The 26,744-nt window shown below is 73.6% G+C and carries 17 protein-coding genes; 6 read left to right on the forward strand and 11 right to left on the reverse strand.

Features of this window, described 5'->3' with window-relative positions; all coding sequences use genetic code 11:
* Positions 1–34 precede the first annotated feature (34 nt).
* Complete coding sequence (lon, locus tag ACZ7DL_RS00185) at positions 35–2,455, reverse strand: endopeptidase La (RefSeq protein WP_470770166.1); 2,421 nt, start codon at positions 2,453–2,455, stop codon at positions 35–37.
* 196 nt (positions 2,456–2,651) lie between these two features.
* On the reverse strand, positions 2,652–3,464 hold the full coding sequence (locus ACZ7DL_RS00190; protein ID WP_470770167.1) for a rhomboid-like protein: 813 nt from the start codon (positions 3,462–3,464) through the stop codon (positions 2,652–2,654).
* Between the two features lie 195 nt (positions 3,465–3,659).
* Here ACZ7DL_RS00190 and ACZ7DL_RS00195 point away from each other — a divergent pair, with 195 nt between their 5' ends.
* From ACZ7DL_RS00195 to ACZ7DL_RS00210, 4 genes are all read left to right on the forward strand, one after another.
* Complete coding sequence (locus ACZ7DL_RS00195; RefSeq protein WP_470770168.1) at positions 3,660–4,337, forward strand: spermidine synthase family protein; 678 nt, start codon at positions 3,660–3,662, stop codon at positions 4,335–4,337.
* A gap of 112 nt (positions 4,338–4,449) precedes the next feature.
* Positions 4,450–5,190, forward strand: coding sequence for a response regulator transcription factor (locus ACZ7DL_RS00200; RefSeq protein WP_470770169.1), 741 nt, complete (start codon positions 4,450–4,452; stop codon positions 5,188–5,190).
* Entirely contained in the window at positions 5,187–6,311 is a 1,125-nt protein-coding gene (locus ACZ7DL_RS00205) for a HAMP domain-containing sensor histidine kinase (RefSeq protein WP_470770171.1), read from the forward strand. Before ACZ7DL_RS00200 ends, ACZ7DL_RS00205 begins: the two co-directional genes overlap by 4 nt.
* 301 nt (positions 6,312–6,612) lie before the next feature.
* Positions 6,613–10,407 (forward strand): multifunctional oxoglutarate decarboxylase/oxoglutarate dehydrogenase thiamine pyrophosphate-binding subunit/dihydrolipoyllysine-residue succinyltransferase subunit, encoded by a 3,795-nt coding sequence (locus ACZ7DL_RS00210; RefSeq protein ID WP_470770173.1) that lies wholly within the window; start codon positions 6,613–6,615, stop codon positions 10,405–10,407.
* 164 nt (positions 10,408–10,571) lie between these two features.
* On the opposite strand, the gene fxsT is transcribed toward ACZ7DL_RS00210, so the two are convergent.
* The 8 genes from fxsT to ACZ7DL_RS00250 form a co-directional block, all read right to left on the reverse strand.
* Positions 10,572–13,571 carry an FxSxx-COOH system tetratricopeptide repeat protein gene (gene fxsT, locus ACZ7DL_RS00215; RefSeq protein WP_470770174.1) on the reverse strand — a complete coding sequence of 1,000 codons (3,000 nt, stop codon included), beginning with the start codon at positions 13,569–13,571 and terminating at the stop codon, positions 10,572–10,574.
* A gap of 81 nt (positions 13,572–13,652) precedes the next feature.
* Positions 13,653–15,047 (reverse strand): aKG-HExxH-type peptide beta-hydroxylase, encoded by a 1,395-nt coding sequence (locus tag ACZ7DL_RS00220; protein WP_470770175.1) that lies wholly within the window; start codon positions 15,045–15,047, stop codon positions 13,653–13,655.
* Entirely contained in the window at positions 15,044–15,319 is a 276-nt protein-coding gene (locus tag ACZ7DL_RS00225; protein WP_470770177.1) for a hypothetical protein, read from the reverse strand. The genes ACZ7DL_RS00220 and ACZ7DL_RS00225 overlap by 4 nt, the downstream gene beginning before the upstream one ends.
* A gap of 92 nt (positions 15,320–15,411) precedes the next feature.
* Positions 15,412–19,092 carry an SAV_2336 N-terminal domain-related protein gene (locus tag ACZ7DL_RS00230; RefSeq protein ID WP_470770179.1) on the reverse strand — a complete coding sequence of 1,227 codons (3,681 nt, stop codon included), beginning with the start codon at positions 19,090–19,092 and terminating at the stop codon, positions 15,412–15,414.
* A gap of 7 nt (positions 19,093–19,099) precedes the next feature.
* On the reverse strand, positions 19,100–20,113 hold the full coding sequence (locus ACZ7DL_RS00235; protein WP_470770181.1) for an AAA family ATPase: 1,014 nt from the start codon (positions 20,111–20,113) through the stop codon (positions 19,100–19,102).
* A gap of 188 nt (positions 20,114–20,301) precedes the next feature.
* Positions 20,302–22,725: a VMAP-C domain-containing protein gene (locus tag ACZ7DL_RS00240; protein WP_470770183.1), complete on the reverse strand. Its 2,424-nt coding sequence runs from the start codon at positions 22,723–22,725 to the stop codon at positions 20,302–20,304.
* Positions 22,722–23,132, reverse strand: a complete 411-nt coding sequence (locus ACZ7DL_RS00245) for a CU044_2847 family protein (RefSeq protein ID WP_470770184.1) — start codon at positions 23,130–23,132, stop codon at positions 22,722–22,724. The genes ACZ7DL_RS00240 and ACZ7DL_RS00245 overlap by 4 nt, the downstream gene beginning before the upstream one ends.
* A 116-nt stretch (positions 23,133–23,248) precedes the next feature.
* Positions 23,249–23,428 carry a DUF6104 family protein gene (locus ACZ7DL_RS00250; protein ID WP_470770185.1) on the reverse strand — a complete coding sequence of 60 codons (180 nt, stop codon included), beginning with the start codon at positions 23,426–23,428 and terminating at the stop codon, positions 23,249–23,251.
* Positions 23,429–23,630: 202 nt separating this feature from the next.
* On the opposite strand from ACZ7DL_RS00250, the gene ACZ7DL_RS00255 reads away from it, so the two are divergent.
* Positions 23,631–24,647: a DUF4097 family beta strand repeat-containing protein gene (locus tag ACZ7DL_RS00255; RefSeq protein WP_470770186.1), complete on the forward strand. Its 1,017-nt coding sequence runs from the start codon at positions 23,631–23,633 to the stop codon at positions 24,645–24,647.
* Position 24,648: 1 nt separating this feature from the next.
* Positions 24,649–25,698 carry a PadR family transcriptional regulator gene (locus ACZ7DL_RS00260; RefSeq protein ID WP_470770187.1) on the forward strand — a complete coding sequence of 350 codons (1,050 nt, stop codon included), beginning with the start codon at positions 24,649–24,651 and terminating at the stop codon, positions 25,696–25,698.
* 40 nt (positions 25,699–25,738) lie between these two features.
* Here ACZ7DL_RS00260 and ACZ7DL_RS00265 read toward each other — a convergent pair whose 3' ends face one another.
* Positions 25,739–26,704 carry a zinc-binding dehydrogenase gene (locus ACZ7DL_RS00265; RefSeq protein ID WP_470770188.1) on the reverse strand — a complete coding sequence of 322 codons (966 nt, stop codon included), beginning with the start codon at positions 26,702–26,704 and terminating at the stop codon, positions 25,739–25,741.
* Between the last annotated feature and the right edge of the window lie 40 nt (positions 26,705–26,744).

Here is a 26,744-nt window from a genome sequence, read left to right on the forward strand (position 1 = left end):
CGGGACCCGGGCCTCGCCTTTCCGGAGGCGTCCGTCACGCCGCCACCGGAACCTCCGGCGCCGCGCCGTTCGTGGCGGGCGCGAGCGCCAGCTCCAGGACCTGGCGGACGTCGGTCACGGCGTGGACGTCGAGCTTGTCCAGCACCTCGGCCGGGACGTCGTCCAGGTCGGGCTCGTTGCGCTTGGGGATGATCACGGTGGTCACCCCGGCGCGGTGGGCGGCGAGCAGCTTCTGCTTCACACCGCCGATCGGCAGCACCCGGCCGGTCAGCGAGACCTCGCCGGTCATGGCGACGTCCGTGCGGACCAGGCGGCCGGAGAGCAGCGAGGCGAGGGCCGTGGTCATCGTGATGCCCGCGCTCGGGCCGTCCTTCGGCACCGCGCCCGCCGGGAAGTGGATGTGCACGCCCCGGTCCTTCAGGTCCGCCACCGGCAGCTCCAGTTCGGCGCCGTGGCTGCGCAGGAAGCTCAGCGCGATCTGCGCCGACTCCTTCATCACGTCGCCCAGCTGGCCGGTGAGGGTCAGCCCCGCCGCGCCCGTCTCCGGGTCGGCCAGGGACGCCTCCACGTAGAGCACGTCACCGCCGGCGCCGGTGACCGCGAGACCGGTCGCCACCCCCGGCACGGCCGTACGGCGCTCGGCCGGGTCCTGGGCGGACTCGGGCACGTGATGCGGCCGCCCGATCAAATCGCGCAGATCGGCGTCGGTCACCGTGAACGGCAGCTCGCGCTCGCCCAGTTCGTGCTGGGCGGCGATCTTGCGCAGCAGCCGGGCGATGGACCGCTCCAGCGTCCGTACGCCCGCCTCCCGGGTGTACTCGCCGGCGAGCTTGCGCAGCGCGCCCTCGTCGAGGGTGACCTCGTCCTGGTCCAGGCCGGCCCGCTCCAGCTGGCGCGGGAGCAGGTGGTCACGGGCGATGACGACCTTCTCGTCCTCGGTGTAGCCGTCCAGGCGGACGATGTCCATGCGGTCGGCGAGCGCCTCCGGGATGGCCTCCAGGACGTTGGCGGTGGCGAGGAAGACCACGTCGGACAGGTCCAGCTCGACCTCCAGGTAGTGGTCCCGGAAGGTGTGGTTCTGTGCCGGATCGAGCACTTCCAGGAGGGCGGCGGCCGGGTCGCCCCGGAAGTCGGACCCCACCTTGTCGATCTCGTCCAGGAGGACCACCGGGTTCATCGACCCGGCCTCCTTGACTGCGCGCACGATCCGCCCGGGCAGCGCCCCGACGTACGTACGGCGGTGACCGCGGATCTCGGCCTCGTCGCGGACGCCGCCGAGGGCGACGCGGACGAACTTCCGCCCCATCGCGTGCGCGACTGACTCGCCGAGGCTGGTCTTTCCGACGCCGGGCGGGCCGACGAGCGCGAGCACGGCACCGCCGCGCCGCCCGCCGATGACACCCAGGCCGCGGTCGCTGCGCCGCTTGCGCACGGCCAGGTACTCGGTGATGCGCTCCTTCACGTCCTCGAGGCCCGCGTGCTCGGCGTCGAGGACCGCCTTGGCGCCCTGGATGTCGTACGCGTCCTCCGTCCGCTCGTTCCACGGCATCTCCAGGACGGTGTCCAGCCAGGTGCGGATCCAGGAGCCCTCGGGCGACTGGTCGGAGGCCCGCTCCAGCTTGTCGACCTCCTTCAGAGCGGCCTCGCGGACCTTCTCCGGCAGGTCGGCGGCCTCCACCCGGGCGCGGTAGTCGTCGGACTCCTCACCGTCCTTCTCGCCGTTCAGCTCGCGCAACTCCTTGCGGACGGCCTCCAGCTGACGGCGCAGCAGGAACTCGCGCTGCTGCTTGTCGACGCCCTCCTGGACGTCCTTGGCGATGGTCTCGGCCACCTCCTGCTCGGCGAGGTGGTCGCGCAGTTGCTGGGTGGCGAGCTTGAGGCGGGCCACCGGGTCGGCGGTCTCGAGCAGTTCGACCTTCTGTTCGGTGGTCAGGAACGGCGAGTAGCCGGAGTTGTCGGCCAGCGCCGCGACGTCGTCGATGGCCTGGACACGGTCCACGACCTGCCAGGCTCCGCGCTTCTTCAGCCAGTCGGTGGCGAGCGCCTTGTACTCCTTGACCAGTTCCGCGACCTGGCCGGGCAGCGGCTCGGGCACGCTCTCCTCGACGCGGGCGCCCTCGACCCAGAGCGCGGCGCCCGGGCCGGTGGTACCGGCGCCGATCCGCACCCGGCTGCGGCCGCGGATCAGAGCCCCCGGGTCACCGTCGGCCAGCCGGCCGACCTGCTCGACCGTGCCCAGCACGCCGGTCTTGGCGTACGTGCCGTCGACGCGCGGTACCAGCAGGACCTTGGGCTTCCCGGGTTCGGACCGGGCGGCGGCCTGCGCGGCCTCCACCGCGGCGCGCACCTCGGCGTCGCTCAGGTCCAGCGGAACCACCATGCCGGGCAGCACGACCTCGTCGTCGAGCGGCAGCACGGGCAGGACGAGCGTGAACGCCGTGGACTCAGCAGCCATGATCTCCCCTTAGGCAGTCAACTTGAGCTATGCCGACTCAATGTTCTGCCGCCGCGTATTGTTCCCGGGTTTTTGTTCGCTGTGAGCGATCATGTGCGACTCAGGGGTGCCGTCGAAGGAGCGCGCGCGGGTGCGGGTTGCGCAGCTCGTGCGCCCCACGTGGCCGAGCCGCATGCCGGTACGGCCACGCGCCCCTTCAGGCCGGCTGGTGCCGACGGCGCACAAAGGGCCAGGCGGAGACGCCTATCGCCAAGGCGATCAGGTGGCCCCAGTTGGTCAGAGGGTCCGCGTACGCCATCAGGTCGTCGAGGAGCAGGCCGGCCGTCAGGGTCAGGACAGGCCAGCGCAGCCAGGGACCGAGCAGACCCGCCAGCGCACCGATGCTGGCGGCCACGCCGAAGCTGATGCCGTAGTCGAGGCGGTGCAGGGAGGTGCCGGGCAGGTGCCCGGCGAGGACGGCGAGGCCCACCGGGACCTCGGTGGCGAGGGTGGCCAGGACATGGCCGGCCAGGAAGACACCGGCGGCCCGCACCCCGCCTATCCGCCGCTCCAGCGCGGTGAGCACCAGCACGAACGCGACCGCGTACGGCGAGACGATCCCGCCCGCGATCCACAGCGCGCTGGCCAGCAGCACCAGCGCGGGCGTGCGCATCAGGTGGGCCACGTCCGTACTGGAGTCCTGGTGGAGCGCGTGCACCAGCCCGGGGTCGGCCAGCGCCGCGATCAGGGAGGTGACGGCCAGGACGGCCGCGTAGGCGAAGGTGAAGGGGGTGCCGGCCGGGGTGGGCAGCAGGCGCCACAGCCGCGGCAGCGGCAGGTGCCGTGGTGCGGCCGCGGGCGCAGGGGCGGGAGCGGGGGCTTCGGCCGGGGCGGGGGTGCCGCCGCGCTGGCGCGGCATGCCGTCCAGCAGTCCGGCGAGCACCGGGGGCGGGACGACGGCGGCGTCGGGAAGGGGCGTGCCCGTCATGGGCGGGGACGCGTGCGCAGGGCCCGTCGTGATCCGTTCCACGGTGAGGCGCTCCTTCCGTCCCGCCCCACCCTTCGTGCTCGGCGCGCCCCTGTCTATGACCGACGCCACGCGAGAGCCGATTCACAGCAACCTCTCATCCACCGGCTGCGTCCGGCCCCGGGTTCCGGCCACTCGTCCGTGGGTGTCATGGACAATTCCCGTGAAGGCGAGGCTCTGTTCGAGCAGGATGGGGTCATGACTGCCGTGTACGACACTCCCGTGGTCCTGGACCGCCGCGACGGCCCGTACGGCGAGGTGGTGCTGCGCAGGCACGGTGCGCTGCTCCAGATCATCGCCAACGGCTGTTTTCTGATGGACACCTCCGACGGCCGCTCGGAGCGGCTGTTGGTCGACGCCGCCCGCGCCGCGCTGGACGGGCGCCCGGCACCGGAGGTGCTGATCGGCGGCCTGGGGGTGGGATTCTCGCTCGCACACGCCGCCGCCGATCCCCGGTGGGGGCGGATCACCGTGGTGGAGCGCGAGCCCGCCGTCATCGGCTGGCACCGGGACGGACCGCTGGCCGAGGTGTCCGCCGGAGCGCTCGCCGACCCGCGCACCGCGATCGTGGAAGCGGATCTCGTGGCGTACGTCAATGAGACATCGGACACGTTCGACGCCCTGTGTCTCGACATCGACAACGGCCCCGGCTGGACGGTCACGGAGGGCAACGACAGCCTCTACGTACCGGCCGGACTCGCCGCCTGCGCCAGGGTGTTGAGGCCCGGTGGGGTGCTCGCGGTGTGGTCGGCCGAACGGTCTCCGGAATTTGAAGGAAGCTTGCGGAATGCCGGGTTCCGGCAGGTGCGTACCGAAGAGGTCCCGGTTGCCCGGGGCGTTCCGGACGCCGTTCACCTCGCGGTCCGACCTGGATAGCGACAGCGCGGTGAGTCCCCGTAATGTGCTGCCCTGACGCGGATCATTCAAGCGTCAAACGCAGACATGGGATCACCCCACTGATTCCGGAAAGCAACAACAGGGGCGGGCGATGGAGCAGACACACACCTCCCAGAGCGGCGCGGCGACGACGACCCCGGGCACGCAGCGCCGGGTGCTGGTCGTCGAGGACGACCCCACGATCGTCGACGCCATCGCGGCCCGGCTCCGCGCCGAGGGATTTCTGGTGCAGACGGCGGCCGACGGCCCGGCCGCGGTCGACACGGCGGAGGCCTGGCAGCCCGACCTGCTGATCCTCGACATCATGCTGCCCGGCTTCGACGGGCTCGAGGTCTGCCGGCGGGTGCAGGCACAGCGACCGGTGCCGGTGCTGATGCTCACCGCGCGGGACGACGAGACGGACATGCTGGTCGGGCTCGGCGTCGGCGCCGACGACTACATGACCAAGCCGTTCTCGATGCGGGAGCTGGCGGCACGCGTGCACGTGCTGCTGCGCCGGGTGGAGCGGGCCGCGCTGGCCGCCGCCACCCCCCGCTCCGGCATCCTGCGCCTCGGCGAGCTGGAGATCGACCACGCACAGCGCCGGGTGCGGGTGAAGTCCGAGGACGTCCACCTGACGCCCACCGAGTTCGACCTGCTGGTGTGCCTGGCGAACACCCCGCGCGCGGTGCTCTCCCGGGAGCAGCTGCTGGCCGAGGTCTGGGACTGGGCGGACGCCTCCGGCACCCGCACGGTCGACAGCCACATCAAGGCGCTGCGGCGGAAGATCGGCGCCGAGCGGATCCGGACCGTGCACGGCGTGGGCTACGCGCTGGAGACACCGACCCCATGAGCGACGGCGGGCGCCAGGCCGCACGGAGGAGCCCCGGGAACCTCACCGAGGACCCCTGGGGCGGCGTACGCCCGTTCTCGATCAAGACCAAGCTGGGCGCGCTGGTCATCATCGCGGTGCTCATCACCACCGGACTGTCGATCGTCGCGGTGCACACCAAGACGGAACTGCGCTTCATCACGGTCTTCTCGATGATCGCCACACTGCTGATAACGCAGTTCGTGGCCCATTCGCTCACCATGCCGCTGGACGAGATGAACGCGGTGGCCCGCTCGATCTCCCAGGGCGACTACACGCGCCGGGTGAAGGAGAACCGCCGGGACGAACTCGGCGACCTGGCCCAGACGATCAACGTCATGGCCGACGAGCTGGAGGCCCAGGACCGGCAGCGCAAGGAACTGGTGGCGAACGTCTCGCACGAGCTGCGCACCCCGATCGCGGGTCTGCGCGCGGTACTGGAGAACATCGTCGACGGGGTCACCGAGGCCGACCCGGAGACCATGCGCACCGCCCTGAAGCAGACCGAGCGGCTCGGCCGGCTGGTGGAGACGCTGCTGGACCTCTCCCGGCTCGACAACGGCGTCGTACCGCTGAAGATGCGGCGGTTCGAGGTGTGGCCGTACCTCTCGGGCGTGCTGAAGGAGGCCAACATGGTCGCCTCCGCACGCGCGGGGATCGCCTCGGGCTCGGGCAGCCACACGCGTACGGACGTGCATCTGCACCTCGACGTCTCGCCGCCGGAGCTGACCGCGCGCGCGGATCCCGAGCGCATCCACCAGGTCGTCGCGAACCTGATCGACAACGCGGTCAAGCACAGCCCCCCGCACGGCCGGGTGACCCTGCGGGCGCGGCGCGGGCCGCAGCCGGAGTCGCTGGAGCTGGAGGTCCTGGACGAGGGACCGGGCATCCCCCGGTCGGAGTGGCACCGGGTGTTCGAGCGGTTCAACCGCGGGGCGGTCACCCGGCCGCACGGGCCGGGCAGCGACGGCGGCACGGGGCTGGGGCTGGCGATCGCCCGGTGGGCGGTGGATCTGCACGGCGGCCGGATCGGTGTGGCCGAATCCGAGCGGGGCTGCCGGATCATCGTCACCCTTCCGGGACTGACTTCCGCCCCGAGTTGACGTAAGGTCCGAACCGGAAGCACAAGATCCACGACGGTCGCTGCCGTTCCACGCAGCTGGACACGTGTGATCAGGGCAGGCCCGCGCCACCCGTCGAACGAAGGCGCGCCGGGCCCGGGCCGACGCACCCTCTCACATGCGGAACCACGCTTGTTTCCCGCCATATCAAGCCCCGAAACAAGATTTCCGATGTGACTTACGCGACGATGAACGGGCCCGACCTGACCTTCGCGGTCTTGGAGGCGTAGCCTTTATTCCCGCTGTCCATCACCTTGTGAAGCGGAAGAGGGCGGTTGCCGCCGTGTCGCCACAGTCCCCCAGTAACTCGAGCATCTCGACCGACGACCAAGCCGGGAAGAACCCCGCTGCCGCGTTCGGTCCGAACGAGTGGCTCGTCGACGAGATCTATCAGCAGTACCTCCAGGACCCGAATTCGGTAGACCGTGCCTGGTGGGACTTCTTCGCCGATTACAAGCCGGGTGCTCCTGCCACCCCGGCTCCGGCGGGCACTGCGGCCACGGGGGCCGCAGAGACCACCACGGCCCCGAAGCCCCAGCCCGCGGCCCCGGCCCCGGCCCCCCAGGCCGCCGCCCCGGCTCCCGCGAAGCCCGCCGCGGCCCCCGCAGCTCCCGCGGCCAAGGCCGCCCCCGCCACGGCCAAGCCGGCGCAACCCGCACAGGCGCCCGCTCAGCCGAAGGCGAAGGCCGCCCCCGCCACGGAGGCCCCCGAGGGCCCCGAGCTGGTCACGCTGCGCGGCCCGTCCGCCGCGGTCGCCAAGAACATGGACGCCTCGCTGGAGATGCCGACCGCCACCTCGGTCCGCGCCGTCCCGGTGAAGCTGCTGTTCGACAACCGGATCGTCATCAACAACCACCTCAAGCGAGCCCGCGGCGGGAAGATCTCCTTCACGCACATCATCGGGTACGCGATGGTGCAGGCCATCAAGGCCATGCCGTCGATGAACTGGGCGTACGGCGTCAAGGACGGCAAGCCGACCCTGATCAAGCCGCCCCACGTCAACCTCGGCCTGGCCATCGACCTGGTGAAGCCCAACGGTGACCGCCAGCTCGTCGTGGCCGCCATCAAGAAGGCCGAGACGCTGAACTTCTTCGAGTTCTGGCAGGCCTACGAGGACATCGTCCGTCGCGCCCGCGACAACAAGCTGACGATGGACGACTTCACCGGTGTCACGGTCTCCCTGACCAACCCCGGTGGCCTCGGCACCGTCCACTCCGTGCCCCGCCTGATGCCCGGCCAGTCCGTGATCATGGGCGTCGGCTCCATGGACTACCCCGCGGAGTTCCAGGGCACCAGCCAGGACACCCTGAACAAGCTCGGCGTCTCCAAGGTCATGACGCTCACGTCGACCTACGACCACCGGGTCATCCAGGGCGCCGCCTCCGGCGAGTTCCTGCGCCAGGTCGCGAACCTGCTGCTCGGCGAGAACGGCTTCTACGACGACATCTTCGAGGCGCTGCGGATCCCCTACGAGCCGGTCCGCTGGCTGCGGGACATCGACGCCAGCCACGACGACGACGTCACCAAGGCCGCCCGCGTCTTCGAGCTGATCCACTCCTACCGGGTCCGCGGCCACGTCATGGCCGACACCGACCCGCTGGAGTACAAGCAGCGCAAGCACCCCGACCTGGACATCGTCGAGCACGGCCTCACCCTGTGGGACCTGGAGCGCGAGTTCGCCGTCGGCGGCTTCGCCGGCAAGTCGATGATGAAGCTGCGCGACATCCTCGGCGTGCTCCGCGACTCGTACTGCCGCACCACCGGCATCGAGTTCATGCACATCCAGGACCCCAAGCAGCGCAAGTGGATCCAGGACCGCGTGGAGCGCCCGCACTCCAAGATGGAGCGCGAGGAGCAGCTGCGCATCCTGCGCCGCCTGAACGCCGCCGAGGCCTTCGAGACCTTCCTCCAGACGAAGTACGTCGGCCAGAAGCGCTTCTCGCTGGAGGGCGGCGAGTCCGTCATCCCGCTGCTCGACGCGGTGATCGACTCCGCGGCCGAGTCCCGCCTGGACGAGGTCGTCATCGGCATGGCCCACCGCGGCCGCCTGAACGTGCTGGCGAACATCGTCGGCAAGTCGTACGCGCAGATCTTCCGCGAGTTCGAGGGCAACCTCGACCCGAAGTCGATGCACGGCTCCGGCGACGTGAAGTACCACCTGGGCGCCGAGGGCACCTTCACCGGCCTGGACGGCGAGCAGATCAAGGTCTCGCTGGTCGCCAACCCCTCCCACCTGGAGGCGGTCGACCCGGTCCTGGAGGGCGTCGCCCGCGCCAAGCAGGACATCATCAACAAGGGCGGCACGGACTTCACGGTCCTGCCGGTGGCGATCCACGGCGACGCGGCCTTCGCGGGCCAGGGCGTGGTGGCCGAGACCCTGAACATGTCGCAGCTGCGCGGCTACCGCACCGGCGGCACGGTCCACATCGTCATCAACAACCAGGTCGGCTTCACCGCGGCCCCCGAGTCCTCGCGTTCCTCCATGTACGCGACGGACGTCGCCCGCATGATCGAGGCCCCGATCTTCCACGTGAACGGCGACGACCCCGAGGCCGTCGTGCGCGTCGCGCGGCTCGCCTTCGAGTTCCGCCAGGCGTTCAACAAGGACGTGGTGATCGACCTCATCTGCTACCGCCGCCGCGGTCACAACGAGTCGGACAACCCGGCCTTCACCCAGCCGCTGATGTACGACCTGATCGACAAGAAGCGCTCGGTGCGCAAGCTGTACACCGAGTCCCTGATCGGTCGCGGCGACATCACCCTGGAAGAGGCCGAGCAGGCCCTCCAGGACTACCAGGGCCAGCTGGAGAAGGTCTTCACGGAGGTCCGCGAGGCCACCTCGCAGCCGGCCGCCGGGGACGTCCAGGCGCCCCAGGACGGCTTCCCGGTCGCGGTGCCGACCGCGGTGACCGCCGAGGTCGTCAAGCGGATCGCCGAGTCCCAGGTCAACGTCCCCGACCACATCACCGTCCACCCTCGGCTCCAGCCGCAGCTCCAGCGCCGGGCGTCGATGGTCGAGGACGGCACGATCGACTGGGGCATGGGCGAGACCCTGGCCATCGGCTCCCTGCTGCTGGAGGGCACCCCGGTCCGGCTGGCGGGCCAGGACTCCCAGCGCGGCACCTTCGGCCAGCGTCACGCGGTGCTGATCGACCGGGAGACCGGCGAGGAGTACACCCCGCTCCAGTACCTCTCCGAGGACCAGGCCCGCCTGAACGTCTACAACTCCCTGCTCTCCGAGTACGCGGCGATGGGCTTCGAGTACGGCTACTCGCTGGCCCGCCCGGACGCGCTGGTGATGTGGGAGGCGCAGTTCGGCGACTTCGTCAACGGCGCCCAGACGGTCGTCGACGAGTTCATCTCGTCGGCGGAGCAGAAGTGGAGCCAGACCTCCGGCGTCGTCCTGCTGCTGCCGCACGGCTACGAGGGCCAGGGCCCGGACCACTCCTCGGCCCGCCCGGAGCGTTTCCTCCAGCTGTGCGCCCAGAACAACATGACGGTCGCGATGCCGACCTCGCCGGCGAACTACTTCCACCTCCTGCGGTGGCAGGTGCACAACCCGCACCACAAGCCGCTGGTCGTCTTCACCCCGAAGTCGATGCTGCGCCTGAAGGCGGCGGCCTCGAAGGCGGAGGAGTTCACGACGGGCGACTTCCGCCCGGTCATCGGTGACAGCACGGTCGACCCGGCCGCGGTCCGCAAGGTCGTCTTCTGCGCCGGCAAGGTCTACTACGACCTGGAGGCCGAGCGGGTCAAGCGCGGGGTCACGGACACGGCGATCATCCGCATCGAGCGCCTGTACCCGCTGCCGGGTGCGGAGCTCCAGGCGGAGATCAAGAAGTACCCGAACGCCGAGAAGTACCTGTGGGCGCAGGAGGAGCCGGCGAACCAGGGTGCCTGGCCGTTCATCGCGCTCAACCTGATCGACCACCTGGACCTGGCGGTCGGCGCGGACGTCCCGCACGGCGAGCGGCTGCGGCGCATCTCGCGCCCGCACTCCTCGTCCCCGGCGGTGGGTTCGGCCAAGCGCCACCAGGCCGAGCAGGAGCAGCTGGTGCGTGAGGTCTTCGAGGCGTAAGCCTCCGGCGGTTCAGCCGACGCTCAGGGCCCGGTGCCGAGTTCCTGCTCGGTGCCGGGCCCTTTCGCCTACCCGGGGGGCGGGTGAGACCGTGCGCGGCTGCGGGTGCCCTGTGGCTGGTCGCGCAGTTCCCCGCGCCCCTTACGGGGCGCTCCACGCCCGGCTCAGCCCAGGTACGCCTCGAAGTCCCAGTACGGCCGTACCCGTTGGCGGGCCGAGAGGGTGTGGGGGTGTTGGGCGCCGAGGGTGCGGGTGAGGGCGAGGAGGGCGTCGTCCTCCAGCTTGCCCGCCTCCTCCTGCTCCTGGGTCGCCCGCAGGTCCGCGGCGAGGGCCACCTGACAGGACAGGGTGAGCGGATGCTCGTGCCCCAGTGTGTGGCGGGAGCGGCGCAGGGTGTCCCGGCTCAGCTCCACCGCGTCCTCGAACCGGCCGTTGAAGTTGCGCGCGCCGGCCGCGTTGAGGGCGCAGCCCAGCACCCACGGATGGTCCTGGCCGAGGGTGGCGCCGAGTCCGGCGAGCGCGGACTCGAACATCGACAGCGCCTCGCCCCGCTCGCCCGCGGCCTGCATCACCAGGCCGGTGTTGGAGAGCATGCCGGTGGCGACGGGGTGCGCGGGACCGAGCAGTGTCCGGTAGCCGGCCTCGGCCTCGTCGATGAGGTCGCGGGCCTGGCTGAGATCGCCGTGTTCGCGCAGGTAGTTGCCGTAGTTGGTGAGGAACGCCAGGGTGCGGTAGTGCTCGCGGCCGTGCAGCTGGATCAGCTGGTCCAGCAGGCCGGCCATGCCCGGGCCGACGTCCGGGGCGTGCCCGCCGTCGCGGCGCCGGCACATGGCCAGCTGGGAGCGGGCTTCGAGGGTCTGCGGGTGCTGCGGGCCGAGCACCTGAACATGGAGCCGTACGACGGGTTCCTGGCGGGCCAGCGCCTCCCGGTAGCGGCCGAGCAGCCGCAGGCTGTGGGTGACCGCGTTGCCCGAGTGCAGGGTGTTGATGTGCCGGGCGCGCAGCACGCTCTCGCGCCGGGCCAGCGTCTCCAGGTCGAGGTCCAGCGCCTCGGCGTACCGGCCCAGCATGCGCAGGATGACGCCGAGGTTGTGCCGGGCGACCAGCGTGGGCGGCTCGTCCGGGCCGAGGAGCCGTTCATTGCCGTCGAGCACCTCGCACTGGAGGTCGTACGCCTCCTGGTAGCGGCCCATGGAGCGCAGGCCGGAGGCGATGGCGCTCTTGCTGACCAGCTCGCCGATCTCGTTGCGCCGGGGCGCGGCCCGCAGCTGCTTCAGCACGCCCCGGTGCAGCTCGTACAGCTCGCGGAACCGGCCGCTGTTGCGGAGCATGTTGCCCTCCTGGGTGGCCAGGTCGAGCATCGGCTGGTCGATGGCGTCCATGAAGTGGGACCAGTGCGTGCGCACCTGCTGGGCCAGCTCCAGGCCGTTGCTGTACTCGCCGCTGCGGGTGCAGTACCGCAGACAGTTCAGGACCAGCTCCTGCACCCGCGGCTGCCGGCTCTCCAGGGCGCCGGAGGGTTCGAGGTGGGGCAGCAGTTCGGCGTAGCGGGGCCAGTTGCGGCTGTCGGCCGGGTTGCCCGGGTCGGCCTCGGCGAGCAGGGTGCGCACCGCGCGCCGGTGCAGCTCGTGGCTGGCGTCGCCGGTCAGCTTGGAGACGATGTCGTGGACGAGCCGGTGCATGTGCACCGACTCCTGGTGCGGGCCCATCTCGGCGGCCAGCGGCCCGCGGGTCTCGCGGGTGAGCACCGAGTAGTTGACCAGGGTGTCCAGCGCCCGGGTCCAGGCGGGCAGGTCGGTGGACATCCAGCGCAGTTCCTCGGGCAGCTCGGCGCGCGGGTAGGCGCGGATGAGGCCGAGCGGGATGCGTCCGGGGGCGAAGGAGGTGCACAGGCCGAGCACCTCGATGGCCTGCGGCTGGGCGCGGCGCAGCCGGTTGAGCAGTATGGCCCAGGAGGTGAGCGAGGACTGCGGGAAGCCCTCGCCGGTGACGGGCTCGTCGACGGTGGACAGCCGCCGTTCGCGCACCATCCTGAGGTACTCGGCGGCCTCCATGCCGGACTCGCCGAGCCAGGACGCGGCCTGCACCAGCGGCAGCGGCACGTCACCGAACTCGGCGGCCACCTCGTCGGCCTCGCGTGCGGTGATGTGCGGGGCGCGGCGCATCAGATAGGCGGTGGACTCGGGGCGCAGGAACGCGGGGATCTCCAGCACGTCGGTGTGCTCGCTCCAGCCCCGGTTGCGGGAGGTGATCAGCACATGCCCGGTGCCCTGCGGGAGCAGCGTCGTCACGCCGTCGGTGTCGTCCCAGCCGTCGAAGACCAGCAGCCAGTTCGCGTACGGCTCGCCGCGCCGCAGGGCGTTGCGGACCGCGCGGATGCGTTCGCCGGGCTCGCCGCCGATGCGCAGGCCGAGTTCGACGGCGAGTTCACCGAGGCGGTCGCGCTGGATCGTGCGGTCGTCGCTGTTGACCCACCACACCAGGTCGTAGTCGGTGCTGAAGCGGTGCGCGTACTCGGCGGCCAGCTGGGTCTTGCCGATGCCGGACATGCCGACGAGCGTGCAGGCGGCGGCGCCGCGCTCGGCGTCGGCGAGCCGCTGGTGGAGCTCGCCCAGCAGGTCGTCGCGGCCGGTGAAGCGCGGGTTGCGGCGGGGCACCTCGCCCCAGATCTCGCAGCGCTCGTCCGGGTAGCGGATCCGGCCGGGCAGCGCGCGGGGGCGGGCGAGCGGCTCCAGGCCGAGCCGGCGCAGCAGGCGTTCCTCGGCGGCCTCCTCGCTCAGCGCCCACAGGCTGGCCGGTTCCAGTACAGCGGTGGCGGGCAGCAGCGGCCGGTTGGTGAGGTTGACCGCGGCGAACCGGTCGGCGTGCGCGGCGACGAAGCCGCGCAGCGCGTCGTTCCATTCGCCCGGCGGGCGCGGGCCCAGTTCGAAGAACCAGTCGTTGAGGACCAGCAGCACCTTTCCGCTGGCCAGCAGCAGGTCGCCGAGCGAGTCCTCCAGCGCGACCTCGCGGGGCGGGTCCCAGCGCTGGAGGGTGGCCCGGTGGCCGTGCCGCTCCAGGCACTGGGCGATCCATGCCGCCCACGAACGGTAGTACCCCGGGAAGACCACGAGCACATGCTCGGGTGCCGCGCCGTTCGCGCCCGGCCGCCGCTGTTCCGCCATCGCCGCTCCCTGTTCCGCCGCGGCCGCCGCCTCATGGGCAGCCGCATGCATAACGTAACGCAATAGCCCCTCTACGGAGCGTCATCCGGGCGGCCGGGCGGTCATCCCGAGGCGTGCGTGATGGCTGCCCATGTGCCGGACGAACTCCCTTCCGTACGGGGTCAGTTCATCGGACTCGGCCAGCACGGACAAGGCCTCGGCGACCTGCTCCCGGCAGGCCTCGAACCGCTCGGCGGCGCGCCGCCGCCAGGACCGGGCGGGGCCGGCGCGGGCCCTCCACCACAGGTCGGTGAGGGCCAGGTGGGCGTACGCGCCCTGGAGCACGCCCGGGACCGGGCGCGGATCGCGCCGCCAGCCCACCCGGTGCAGGCTGCCGCCGGGCCGCCACAGCGGGACCATTTCGTCCAGCACGGCCAGCTTGGTGTGGTGCGTCTCGTGCACCAGCAGCTCGACCAGCTCCCGGCGGTCGGCCGGCAGCTGGGCCAGGACGGCGCCGGGCGCGGTCCGCGCGGTGGCGCTCAGCGGCGGGCCGGCACCCGCGGGCGGCACGAGCGGGACGACGGCGCGGACGAGCGCGGTGGTCTCGGCGGCCCGGGCCGGGTGGGTCGCGGCCAGCAGGGCGTGCGCGTCCCGCCACCGGGCGGCCCACGCGGCATGGTCGGAGTAAGGGCGCTCGGCGGCGGGCAGCGCGGCCGGTCCGATGCCGCCCGGGGGCACCCGGTAGGGGTCCACGTCGTCCAGTACGGCGGTGCCGCCGGGCAGCGTGCGCAGTGCGGACCAGGCGAGGGCGCCGTCGGCGGTCCACCGGGTGCCGGGCCCGGCCGGGGCGGGTCCGGGCAGCAGCAGCGTCTGGCCGGTGCCGTCGGTGATCCGTACGGCCCCGGCCCGGCCGCTGAGCCGGGCCCGGCCGCGGGCGCAGCGCAGCAGTCCGATGCCGGGCAGCGGCAGGATGCCGGCCGGCAGGACCCGGGTGGTGGTGAACCGGCAGCCGGCGCGCAGGGCGGCGGCGACGGCCACCGCGCCCAGACCGGCGAGCCCCTCGTGGAAGCCGGGGCCGTCGGGCGCGGCGAGCACCGCGGCCAGCCAGGCCCCGGTCGTCGGATAGTCGAGTACGGCGCGTACGGCGGTGGCGTCGGTCCGCTCGGCCCGTTCCAGCAGCGCCCAGTCGTCCTCGAAGCGCCGCCGTACCGCCGCGGGCAGGGTGCCGCGCACGCCGTCGGCCCGGACAAGGAGGGACTTCAGCAGCAGCATCCGCCGGGCATGGAGGGCGGCGCGCAGGGTCTCGGTGGCGGCGGGCACCGGCCGGGTGCGGGCCAGGGCGGCGAGAATCCCGGGCGGGACCGGGGCGGGGACCGCGGCGGGGACCAGGCCGGGGGCCGGGGCAGAGACCGGGGCGGGGGCCGGGGCCGAGACCGGGGCAGAAACCGGGCCGGTCGGCCGTATGTCTCCCACGGGACCGACGGCTCGCGGGGTCATGCCACGGTGTCCTCGTCGCGCACGGTTCGCGCAGGACCGGCCGAAAACGCACGCCCGGGCCGGCCCGGCATGATCTCGTCGTCACCACCGGTGGTGTACCAGACCCGGCGCAGCCCCTCCGGGTCGGCGAGCACCCCGGCGACCGCCGCGAGCACCGCCGGATCGTCCATGGCACGCAGCGTCCGCAGGTCGACGTCGGTGAGGTCGGGCGGGAACACGGCCTCTTCAGCATCCGAACCGAGGCCGGCCACCCGTGTCCTGGACTCCCCCACCCTCGGCTCCTCCCTGCCCCACGCCCGCCCCGCACAGCCGCAGCGGCTGCCCACTTCTTCCCGACAGGCCGGAAGCAGAAACCCGGGACCGCTCAACTCCGGTCACGTTCGCTCGCGTCGGCCCAGTCCTGGGACCACGGCCACCAGGGCGGGGCCGTTTCCCGCCACGCCTGCTCGGGCAGCGACCGGGCGTCCACGGGCTGCGGTTCGCGCTCCGCCCGCCGGGTCAGCTCGACATCGGCCCAGTCGACCTCGCGCAGCGCGCCGACGAGCCGTTGCCACTGCTCCAGGGCCGCCCGGAACGCGCCGCCGGCCGCACCGGGCCGCCCCATCAGCGCCAGCACCGCCCCGCAGCCGTGCCGGGCCCGGGCGGCCGTCACCGAACCCGGGTCGCCACCGTGGGCCGCCTCCGCCTCCCGCTCCGCGTTCTCGTAGGCCTGGAGCGCCTCCATCAGCACGGGGGCGCCCGCGTGGTACCAGCCCTCCAGTCGCACCCGGCCCAACTGGAGCCACGCCTCGGCCCGTACAGCCGCGTCGCTCGCCGCGCGCACCGCCTGGCCGAGCAGATGCCGGCTCTCGAACAGGTCGGGCAGGAAACCGACATGGCGGAAGCGCTGGGCGAGCGCGCTGCCGACCAGGCCCTGGAGCCGACCGCGGTGCGCGGACCGGGCGGGCAGCGACTTCAGCGCCTCGCGCAGCACGTACTCGGCCCGGTCCACCACTCCGGCGCCGTCGCCGGCGGAGGCCCGCCGCAGCAGCGACTCGCCCCAGGCGGTGAGGAGCTGGACGCGCAGGGCACCGTCGGCGGGGGCGAGCAGCACCGCCCGCTCGTACGCCGTGTCGGCCTCCGCGGTCTCCCCGGCCGCGTCATGGAACGCGGCCAGCGCGGCCAGGCACGGCAGCCGCAGGGCCGGGTCGTCCCCGGCGGCCCTCTCCGCCTCGCGCAGCGCCTGCCGGGTCTCGGCGTCCTCGGCCCCGGCCGCGCGCAGCGCCCGCGCCAGATCGAGCAGGGCGGGCCCCCGTACGGCGTCGGCAGCTCCCTCCCGCGCCAGCAGCGCGCAGGCTTCCCGCAGTTCGGGGATGGCCGCGCCGGGATGCCGCAGATCGAGCAGGATCCGGCCGCGCAGGAGCAGCCGCGACCGATGGGCGGCCACCTCCCACGGCACGCCTTGCGATACGGCGACTCCGCGCCCTGCGACGCCTTGCGATACGGCGGGCACACCGTTCTCACCGACGGCGGGCGCGGGCAGGCTGTCCTGACCGGCGGGGAGTACGGGCTCGCTCTGCTCACCGGCGGGGGGCGCGGGCATGCCATCCTGACCGGCGCCCGGCGCGGGCACACCGTTCTCACCGACGGCGGGCGCGGACACGCCGACCTCACCGGCGCCCGGCGCGGGCACACCGTCCTGACCGACGGCGGGCGCGGACACGCCGACCTCACCGGCGGCGGGCGTGGGCCCGTCGTCCGGGTCTCGGCCGCCGGTCGCCGCTACCGCAGCGTCCCCGCCGTCACCGGATCCGCCGGAACCCTCCCCCGGCCGTCGAACCGTCCCGCCCGTTCCGTCACCGCGCGCTGCGGCGCCCTCGCCGCCGGCCTCGCCCGGCCCGTCGGCGGCCTGGTCCGAGGCCACCGCGCCCCCGGCCTGCCCCGCGGGACCCCCCTGCCCCGCGGGACCGCCCTGCCAGGCGCGGGCGTCCGCGGTGACGCGGGGCCAGGGCGGTGTGCCGGGGTCCAGGGTGCGGAGCGCGTCGGTCAGGTGGTCCGTCTCCGCCGTGAGCCGCCACAGCTCCCGGCGGCAGGAGGCGAGTTCCAGGGCGGCCTCGGCCCGCTCCCGGCTGTCGGCGGGGGCCGCCGTGTACGCGGTGGCGAGTTCGGCCGCGGCCTCCCGCAGCAGCCCGGCGCGCCGCCCCTCGGCACGCGCGCCCGCCGTACCGGCCTCCGCGCGCAGCACCCGGCCGAGGACCAGGCGGGCCCGGGCCGCGGGGCCGGGCGCAAGGGCGGTGCCGGGGCCGGCGGTGGCGGCGCGGGCCTGTTCCCGGGCCCGGCGCAGCGCCTCGGGGTCGGCCAGCTGCTGCCACTGGGCGAGCAGCCGCTCGGCCTCGGCCAGCGGGTCGGGGGTGACCAGGTCCGGCAGGTAGAACCGCAGCACGCGCGCGGGGATGCGGGCGAACAGCTCGGCCTCCACGCTCCGCTCGCCGTCCCGTGCCCCGGTGCCGTCGGCGAGCTGCCCGGCGCCGGCGGCCGGATCGTGGTCGGCGAGCCGGGCCGCGGCCAGGGCGGCGAAGTTGCGGGTGCCCTTGCCGAAGTGCCGTTCCACATAGGCCGAGCAGTGCTTGAGGACCAGGCCCGCGGTGTCCTGGTCGAGGGCGGACAGGAGCAGGTCCTGCATCCGGGGCGAGTAGGCGAAGCACGGCTGCTCCTCGGTGCCGGGCAGCTGCCGCAACACTCCGCCGAGCAGTACCTCGGCCAGTTCCATGGGGCCGGTGTCGGGCAGCATGGCGCGCTGCACCAGCCGCATCACCGGCAGGGTGAGGGGCGCGGCGGCGAGGTAGACGGCCAGCCGGAGGGCGCCGGGTGAGGCGCCGGCGCGGAAGGCGCGCAGCAGGTCGTCGTCGCTGCGCGGCGGCGGGGCGGTGGCCGGGGCGGCCGGGCCGGTGGCCGGGTGGGCGAAGCCGGCCCAGGCGTGCTCGCGGGTCGGCCCGGTGCCGGCGAGCAGCCGGGCGAACGCCTCGAACGCCTCCGGGGTGGGCTGGAGCACGGGTACGGGCCGGGCGCCGGGCGGTGGCTCCTCCCACGGCTCGTCCTCGGGCAGGAAGTCGAGGCGCCCGCCACTCTCCCCGGCGCGGACCAGCAGGCCGGGCTCGGCGGGCAGCGCGGTACGGCCCCACAGCCGGGGCGGCAGCGGCTGGACCACGGCCAGCGGGGCGGTGCGCGGCCAGCCGTGCAGCAGGCGCTGCGCGGCGCCGTTCTGCCACAGCGGGCCGACGCAGTCGCTGATGACGAAGGTGAGCCGGCGCCCGCTGGGGTCGTGCAGCTCATCGGCGGGACGCAGCCGGGTGCGCCGGCCGGGACCGGCGGTCGTACCGACGAGCGGGGTGCCGGCGTCGTCGGCGTACAGGTGGTGGACGCGGACGGAGGCGAACGCGCCGGACTGCTGGCAGGCCTGGCGCAGTTCCTCCACCATCTCGCCCCAGACGGCCATGGCGGGGCCGGTGTCCATGAGCAGTTGGACGTCGCAGCGCCGGCGGCGGCCGGGCCGGGTGACGGGGAGCAGGATGCCGCTGGCGGCGGCCCGGTCGGCGGTGGCCGCCTCGTCGATCCGCTCGTCCTGGCCGCGGACGGAGGCCGTGCGGTAGCGGCCGAGAGCGCGCAGTGCCCGCTGGAGTCCGAGCAGTCCGGGCAGGGCGCCCGCGGCGGGGGCGCGGACCGGGAAGGCCGCGGGGGCTCCGTCGGCCCGGGCGCGCGGGGCGGGGCCGGGGGTGTGCAGCGGGACGGCGGGAGCGGGCACGTCCGCGCGGGGCGCCGGCGGGGTGTCCGGGCCGGCCGCCGCGGGGTCGCCGGGCGGTAAGGCCCCCGCCTCCGGCTCGGGGCCGGGCGGCCCGCTCGGGCCGGGTCCGGGCGTGCCAGGGCCGGGCGTGCCGGTGCCGTCGCGGGGTGGGGCCGCGCCCAGCCGCCGGGCCAGCCAGAGCGCGTCCGCCACGTCCTCTGCGCTCGGTTGGAGCCCGCCCTGGCGCAGCTTGCCGATCAGCTCGTCCAGGCGCATCCCCGGCATCCGTCTCTCACCTCGTACGGTCGAGCGGTTGCATCAGCATCTCGGCGATCCGCTCCCGGGTGAGGCCCTGTGCGTGCGGATCGTGCTGGGTGAGGAACAGGGCGTTGAGGAGCTGGTCGGCGGCGAGCACCTCGCCGGGTTCGCGCTCCAGGAACCTGCGGATCAGGTCGGCGCCGGCGGCGGCGCCGTCCGTGCCGAGGTGTGCCTCGACCATGGCGGTGAGCTGCTCCTCGCCGGGCGGGTCCAGCTCCAGCTGGACGCAGCGGCGCAGCAGCGGGGCGGGGAAGTCGCGTTCGCCGTTGGAGGTCAGCACGATCACGGGGAACGCGGTGCACGCGATGCGCCCGCCGTGCACGGACACCCGGTCGCCGTCGTGCGTGAGCACCTCCACGACGGGTTCCCGGTCGGCCAGCCGCTCCAGCTCCGGGATCGAGAACTCGCCCTCTTCCAGGGTGTTCAGCAGATCGTTGGGCAGGTCGAGGTCGCTCTTGTCCAGCTCGTCGATGAGGAGCACGCGGGGCTGCCCGGCGGGCAGGAGCGCCGTACCGAGCGGCCCGAGCCGGATGTAGGAGCCGATACGGGAGGCGGCGGCACCGCCGTCGTCTCCGCGGGCGCGCTCCAGCTGGACGTCCTGGAGCCGGGCTATGGCGTCGTACCGGTACAGGCCGTCCTGGAGGTTGGTGCGGCTGACGATGGGCCAGCGCAGCACCTTGCCCAGGCCGAGTTCGTGCGCGATCGCGTAGGCCAGGGTGGACTTGCCCGTCCCCGGATTGCCGGTCACCAGCAGGGGCCGGCGCAGGTAGAGGGCGGCGTTGACCGCGTCGACCTCGGCCGGCCGGGGCGCGTAGTTCTCGACCAGACGGCGGCGCACTCCGAGCCGGCGGGCGCTGCTGGGGTCCTCCGGGCCGCTCTCCGCGCCCTCCCGGGAGGAGGCGAAGTCGCGCCAGGGCGGCGGTGCCGGCAACCGCCGCATGCCGTCGTGCGGCTGACCCACTCCGCGGTAGATCCGCCAGTCGTTCACCTTGGGCTCCTCCCGGCTCTGGTGATCATGCAGCGGGCCCGGCCGTCCGACGTACGAGGCTACCGCCCGCCGGCCCTGCCCGCCGAGGTTCGCGGCGTCCGGTCGCCCACCCTGTGCCCCACGAACGCCCGTACGACTCAATGGAGTTGACGGGGTGTCTGCCGGGCACGGCGGGACCACCGGCGGAGTCAGCCGCCGGGCGCGGCCAGCGGCGGCGGCCGCATGCTCTCCGTCCCGTACGGCTGCCGGTCCGGCGGGTCGAACAGTACGGCGACCTTTCCGCACAGGCCGTACGCCCGGGCGGTGTCCGGGTCGGCCAGGCGGATGCGCAGATCGCGGACCGGACCGTGCAGCCCGTCCGCGTGCCCGGCGAGGCCCAGCAGAGCGGCGGCCTGCCGATGAAAGTCCCCGCATTCGCCGTGATCATGCCGATCGCGGCGCCACAGCACCACCGAGTGCCCGGAACGCAGCGCGTCCCGCATCGCCGCGTAGCCCTCACCGCTGCCGACGGGACCGCAGTAGACGGGCACGCACGCGTCGCCCATCGCCGACAGGGCGCCGTAGTACGGGTACTTGCCCCCGGCCCGGACCCCCGGCGGATGCCCCTCGGCAGGGGGCCGGCCGTGCAGGGTCTGGTGCGCCAGCGGCCCGCGCAGGACGCCCTTCCAGCGCCGGCGCCACTCCGGGGAGGGCGGCAGGCCGTTGCGCCGGACGTCCCGGATGACGACGGTCCGCCGCATCCCGAGCGGCATGGCCCGCTCGTCCACGAAGTCGTCGTCCTCGTCGTCCTCGTCATCGCCGCCCTCGCCGCCCTCTCCGGCGACCAAGGCGTCGGGCAGCAACTGCCAGTCGTCCACCGGGAGATCGAACAGCTTGCGGGGCAGGAAGACCTCGAGGGCGGCGAGATGCTCCCCGTGGTCCCCCTGGCTCAGCGCCCGGGCCAGCGGCTCCCGCAGTACCCGCGCCAGCTCCTCCGGCCGCGCGCCCCGGTCGTCCCCGTCGACCGGGGTGACGTCCCGCCCGTCGTAGATCAGCTGCACGCTCCAGGGATGCCGGCCGTAGGTCGCTGGACCGACCTTGACGAGCACGTCGGTACGGGTGGCGGGGGGCACCGGGAACGGCGCCTGGTGCCCCCCGGCGGCCGGCGCTTCGGGGAGTCCGCCGAGCGGTGGTGCTTCGCGAGGGGCGGGCAGGGTGGGTGCGGCGGGTGTCGTGGCCGTGGGCGCGGGGACGGCCTCGGCCGGGAGAGGCGCTCCGGCGAGGTCGGCGGGCAGGGGCACCCCGGCAGGCGACGGCTCCTCGACGAGACCGGCGGGAGAGGGCGTGTCGAGGGACGTACCCGGTGACGGCACCCCGTCGGCTCCCGCCCACGACGGCACCGCGTCGGGTCCGGGCTGTGACGGTATGGGGAGGGAAGCGGGCACGGCCTGCCCGTCGGTGCCCTCCAGCAGCGCGCGGATGGCCTCGCCGACCGCCCAGTGCCGGTGGCCGGCGGCCTGTCCGGCGACCCACTCGGTGAACGCCCGCAGCCGCCCGGCCTCCACCTCCCCGGCATGCTCCCGAGCGGCCTTGCGGGCCACCCGGGCCGCGTACAGCAGAACGGCGTCCAGGTCGACCAGCGTGCCGCCGCCGCCCGGGTCCAGGGTGCGCAGCCCGTACAGCAGCCCGGCGCCCTCGCGCCAGGTCCGTACGTTCGGCAGCACCAGCGAGGGCAGGCGTTCGCCGCGTACCTGCTCCTTCACGTCCTCCACCAGGTGGACGACCTCGCCCGCTCCGGCCGGCGGCGGCAGGTGAGCGAGATGGCTGTAGAGGCGCGTGCGCAGCTCGGCGGTGACGCCGGAGACGGAGGGCGCGTGGCCGGGCAGGGCGGCCTGGAACCCGGTCCAGTCCGGGTACGGCGAGGGCGCGCCGAGCAGGCCGGCGTGATACAGGTCGTGTGCGCGCAGTGCCTCGCGCACCGCGCGCCCTGCCTCGCGCACGTCCAGCAGTTCGTACAGCGCGGTGACCGGGACGGCGACGCCCTCCTCCCGCCGGCGGCCCTTGATCACGCCGATGACGGAGCCGTGCCGCAGGTCGAGCACCGGCCCGCCGGAGAGTCCGCCGATCGGCAGGGTCCCGGTGAGCAGCAGGGCCCGCGCGTCGGATCCGGCGAGTTCGGCGGCGCCGTGCCGGATGCCGAGCTCGCCGGTCTGCACCGACCAGCCGTAGAGCCCGAGCGGGGTGCGGGGGCCGGCCTCCCGGTCGCCGAGCCACAGGCAGCGCACCGTGTCGGCGCCGGTCACCCGGACGAGGGCGAGGTCGGGGAACGGCCAGGGATCGCCTGCCGGCCCCGCTCCCCCGGGCCGGGGCGCGACGACGACGGCCGTCCCGGTGCCGCTGCGCGACTCCCAGGCGCCGGCGGCGGTGCGCTCCTGCCAGGTCACGCTCAGGGCGCTCTCCCCTCGGCACACCGCGGCTCCCCCCTTCCCCACGACGTGGGCGCAGGTCAACAGCCAACCCGGGGCTATGAAGAACCCCGACCCCCGGTACGAGTCACGGTCCGTTGCATACCCGTCACCCGGTGCGCCGATGCGTGCGAGAGAGGGGCGCACCATCTCGTCGAAGGCGCTCATACGGCGCCGGGGCCCGGGGACCGCGGCGGTGCGACCCCGCCGGCCGGCGCCGCGGGATCCGCGCCGTCCGCCGCCGTGGCGGGTTCGGTCCAGGTCAGGGACACGGTGAGGGAGGAGGTGCCGCCGCCCTCCGCGATGGCGCTCACGATCTTGCCGGACCGCGCTGTCAGTTCGACACCGAAGCTGACGGAGACCTCGACGGGGGCCGGTGTGTCCAGACCGGCGCGCAGGGAGCGCACGACACCGCCGACCGTGTCGGCCAGTCCCCCCGCCATGTCGATGACCCGGTCGCCGAGTCCGGTGTCCCAGTAGCCGCCCTCGTCCAGAGCGTCGTCGCCGGCCGTGCCGATCCTGGCCCAGACGACGGTTCCGTCGTCCAGGCGCACCCGTTCGATTCCTCCAGCCATGACGCCCCCGTTCGCCGATGGGAGGAGAAGGCTAACTCCAGGGGAGGGTGAGGGGGAGGGGAAGACGAAGGCCGGTGAACAATACGGCCGATGATCGCCCCCCCCGGCGGGGGGAGCTACTCGTCGTCCTCGTCGTCGAGCCGCGCGAGCCACGTGGCCAGGCGCTCCACGGGCACCTCGAAGTCCGGGTTCAGATCCACGAACGTCCGGAACTGCTCGGCCAGCCACTCGAAGCTGACCTCTTCCTCGCCACGCCGCTTCTCAAGCTCCTCGATACCGCGGTCGGTGAAGTACATAAGGGCACGTCTCCTGCGTAAACATCCAGCGAGCCAACACTCCCCACCAGCCTATGCGCCTCGCCCGACCGCCCGCGCACACCTCCCGGCACGTCCCGGCACTCACGCGAAAGAGCGTCTTGACTTCGCACATCCACGATATATCGTGTCTCTCACAGAACGCGATATGGCGTGTCGCGACCGTGTCCGCCGAGGAGGCCCCGTGTCCGAGTGGTCCGTCACCGAGCCCCAGAAGCTGACCTTCGACGCCCCCGTACGGGACCTCCAGGTCCGCATCGTCAACGGCACGGTGAACGTCGTGGGCACGGACGAGACCTCCGCCCGCCTGGAGGTGTCGGAACTCGAAGGACCGCCCCTTGTGGTCACCCGGAACGGCAGCACCCTCACCGTCGCCTACGAGGACCTCCCCTGGAAGGGCCTTTTGAAGTGGCTCGACCGCAAGGGCTGGCGCCGCAGCGCCGTGGTCTCCCTCGCGGTCCCCGCCGACACCCGCGTGGAGGTGGGCGTGGTCGGCGCCGGTGCGGTCGTCTCCGGCGTCCGCGGCCCCGCGGTGGTCAAGGGGGTGACCGGCGACACCACCCTGGTCGGCGTCTCGGGCCCGGTCCGCACGGACACCGTCTCGGGAAGCCTGGAGGCCCAGGCGGTCACCGGCGATCTGAAGTTCCACTCGGTCTCGGGAGACCTCACCGTGGTCGAGGGCTCCGGCCCCTCCGTGCGCGCCGACACCGTCACCGGCTCCATGATCGTCGACCTGGACCCGGACGGCCCCACGGACATCGGCCTCACCAGCGTCTCCGGCGAGATCGCCATCCGCCTGCCGTACCCGGCGGACGCCGAGGTCGAGGCGAACACCGCGAGCGGCACGATCTCCAGCGCCTTCGACGGTCTGCGGGTGCACGGCCAGTGGGGCGCGCACAAGATCACCGGCCGCCTCGGCGCGGGCACCGGCCGGCTCCGCGCCACCACGGTCTCCGGTTCGATCGCCCTGCTGCGCCGCCCGCCCCGGGACGACGAGGAGAACACCCCCTGGGAGGCCGAGCCCCCGCAGGGCACCGGCCCCGGCACCGGCCCCGCACCTCACCCGGCCGTCGGCACCCCGGTCCCAGGGGGCCCGGCCACAGGAACCCCGGCCGCCCCGGGTGACAATTCCGTCTCCGGCCAGGACGCCGACGCCACCGGCACCCCGGCCGACGGCACGACCGACAAGAAGGTGCTCTGACATGCCTCCCGTCTTCGCCCACGGCCGCCTCCGCCTGTACCTGCTCAAGCTGCTCGACGAGGCCCCGCGCCACGGTTACGAGGTGATCAGGCTCCTGGAGGAGCGCTTCCAGGGTCTCTACGCCCCCTCGGCGGGCACGGTCTACCCCCGCCTGGCCAAGCTGGAGGCGGAGGGCCTGGTCCGGCACACCACCGAGGGCGGCCGCAAGGTGTACGCCATCACGGACGCCGGCCGTGCCGAACTGGCCGAGCGCAGCGGCGAACTGGCCGACCTGGAGCTGGAGATCCGCGAGTCCGTCGCGGAGCTGGCCGCCGAGATAAGGGCGGACGTGCGCGGCGCGGCCGGCGACCTGCGCCGCGAGGTCCGCGCCGCCGCCTCCGAGGCCCGCCGGGGCGCGGGGACGCCCGGGGCCGGATCGTCCTACGGGGAGTACGGCGAGCCGGGTGACAAGGAGGCGTGGAAGGTCGCCAAGGAGGAGATGCGCCGGGTCAAGCAGGAGTGGAAGGAACAGGCGCGGCGCGCCAAGGACGAGAGCCGCCGGGCTCGCGAGGAGGCTCAGCGGGCACGCCGCCAGGCCCAGGAGGCGCAGGCGCGGGCGCGGGCCCAGGCGCAGGAGGAGATGCAGCGGATCGCCCGCCGGGTCCAGGACCACTTCCTGCGCGGCGACTGGCCGGCCGGCGTCCGCGAGGGCCTGACCGAACTGGCCAAGGAGTTCGGCGAGTTCGGGAAGGACTTCGGCAAGGACTTCGGCCGGGACTGGGGCTTCGGCCGCCCCGCCGAGGAAGCGGCCACATCCGCCCCCGCGGCGGAACCGCACTACACCGCCGCGGAGGAGGACTTCCCCGCCGCGTACGCCCCCTCCTGGGCCCACGAGGACTCCACCGGCGACCCGGCACGCGACCTGGACCGCCTCCTGGACCGCTTCCGCGACGGCATCCGCGACGCGGCCCGCGACCACGGGGTCACCGCCACCCAACTCGGTGAGGCCCGGCACCACCTTTCGACGGCGGCGGCCCGCATCGCGGCCGTACTCCACGCCCCCAGGCCCTGACCTGCCGGCCGACCGGACCGGCAGGCACCCCCGGGGCGGCTCAGGAGTTGGTGAGCACGATCTTTCCGAACTGCTCTCCGGAGGCGAGCCGTTCGAAGCCCTCGCGGGCCCGGTCGAGCGGCAGCTCCTCGTCGATGACGGGCCGTACCCCGGTCGCGGCGCAGAAGGAGAGCAGGTCCTCCAGCTCGTCCTTGGTGCCCATGGTCGAGCCGACGACCTTCAGCTCCAGGAAGAAGATCCGGGTCAGCTCGGCGTGCGAGGGCCGGTCGCCGCTGGTGGCGCCGGAGATCACGAGCGTGCCACCGGGACGCAGGGACTTCACCGAGTGCGACCAGGTGGCGGCACCCACGGTCTCGATGACGGCGTCCACCCGCTGCGGCAGCCGGGCACCCGGCTCCACGGCCTCCACGGCCCCGAGCTCCAGGGCCCGCTTGCGCTTCGCCTCGTCCCGGCTGGTGGCGAAGACCCGCAGGCCCGCCGCCTTGCCCAGCACGATCGCGGCCGTGGCGACCCCGCCGCCCGCGCCCTGCACGAGCACCGAGTCCCCGGGCCGTACCCCGGCATTGGTGAACAGCATCCGGTACGCCGTCAGCCAGGCCGTCGGCAGGCAGGCGGCCTCCGCGAAGGACAGCTCCTTCGGCTTGGGCAGGATGTTCCAGGTCGGCACGGCGACCTGCTCGGCGAAGGTGCCCTGGTAGCGCTCGGTCAGGATGGAGCGCGGCTCGTCGGGGCCGACGCCGTGGCCGCTCTGGCCGATGACGGAGTGCAGGACGACCTCGTTGCCGTCCGCGTCGATACCCGCGGCGTCACAGCCGAGGATCATCGGCAGCCGGTCCTCGGGAAGGCCGACGCCCCGCAGGGACCAGAGGTCGTGGTGATTGAGGGAAGCGGCCCGCACGGTGACGGTGCTCCAGCCGGGACGGGCCTCGGGAGCCGGACGCTCCCCCAACTCGAGGCCGGTGAGCGGCTGGTCGCGGTCGATTCGGGCGGCGTAGACAGCGAACATGCTGCCGACGATAGGTGCGCGGTGCAGCCGACGGAACCAG

The sequence above is a fragment of the Streptomyces sp. NPDC036984 genome, assembly GCF_055607665.1.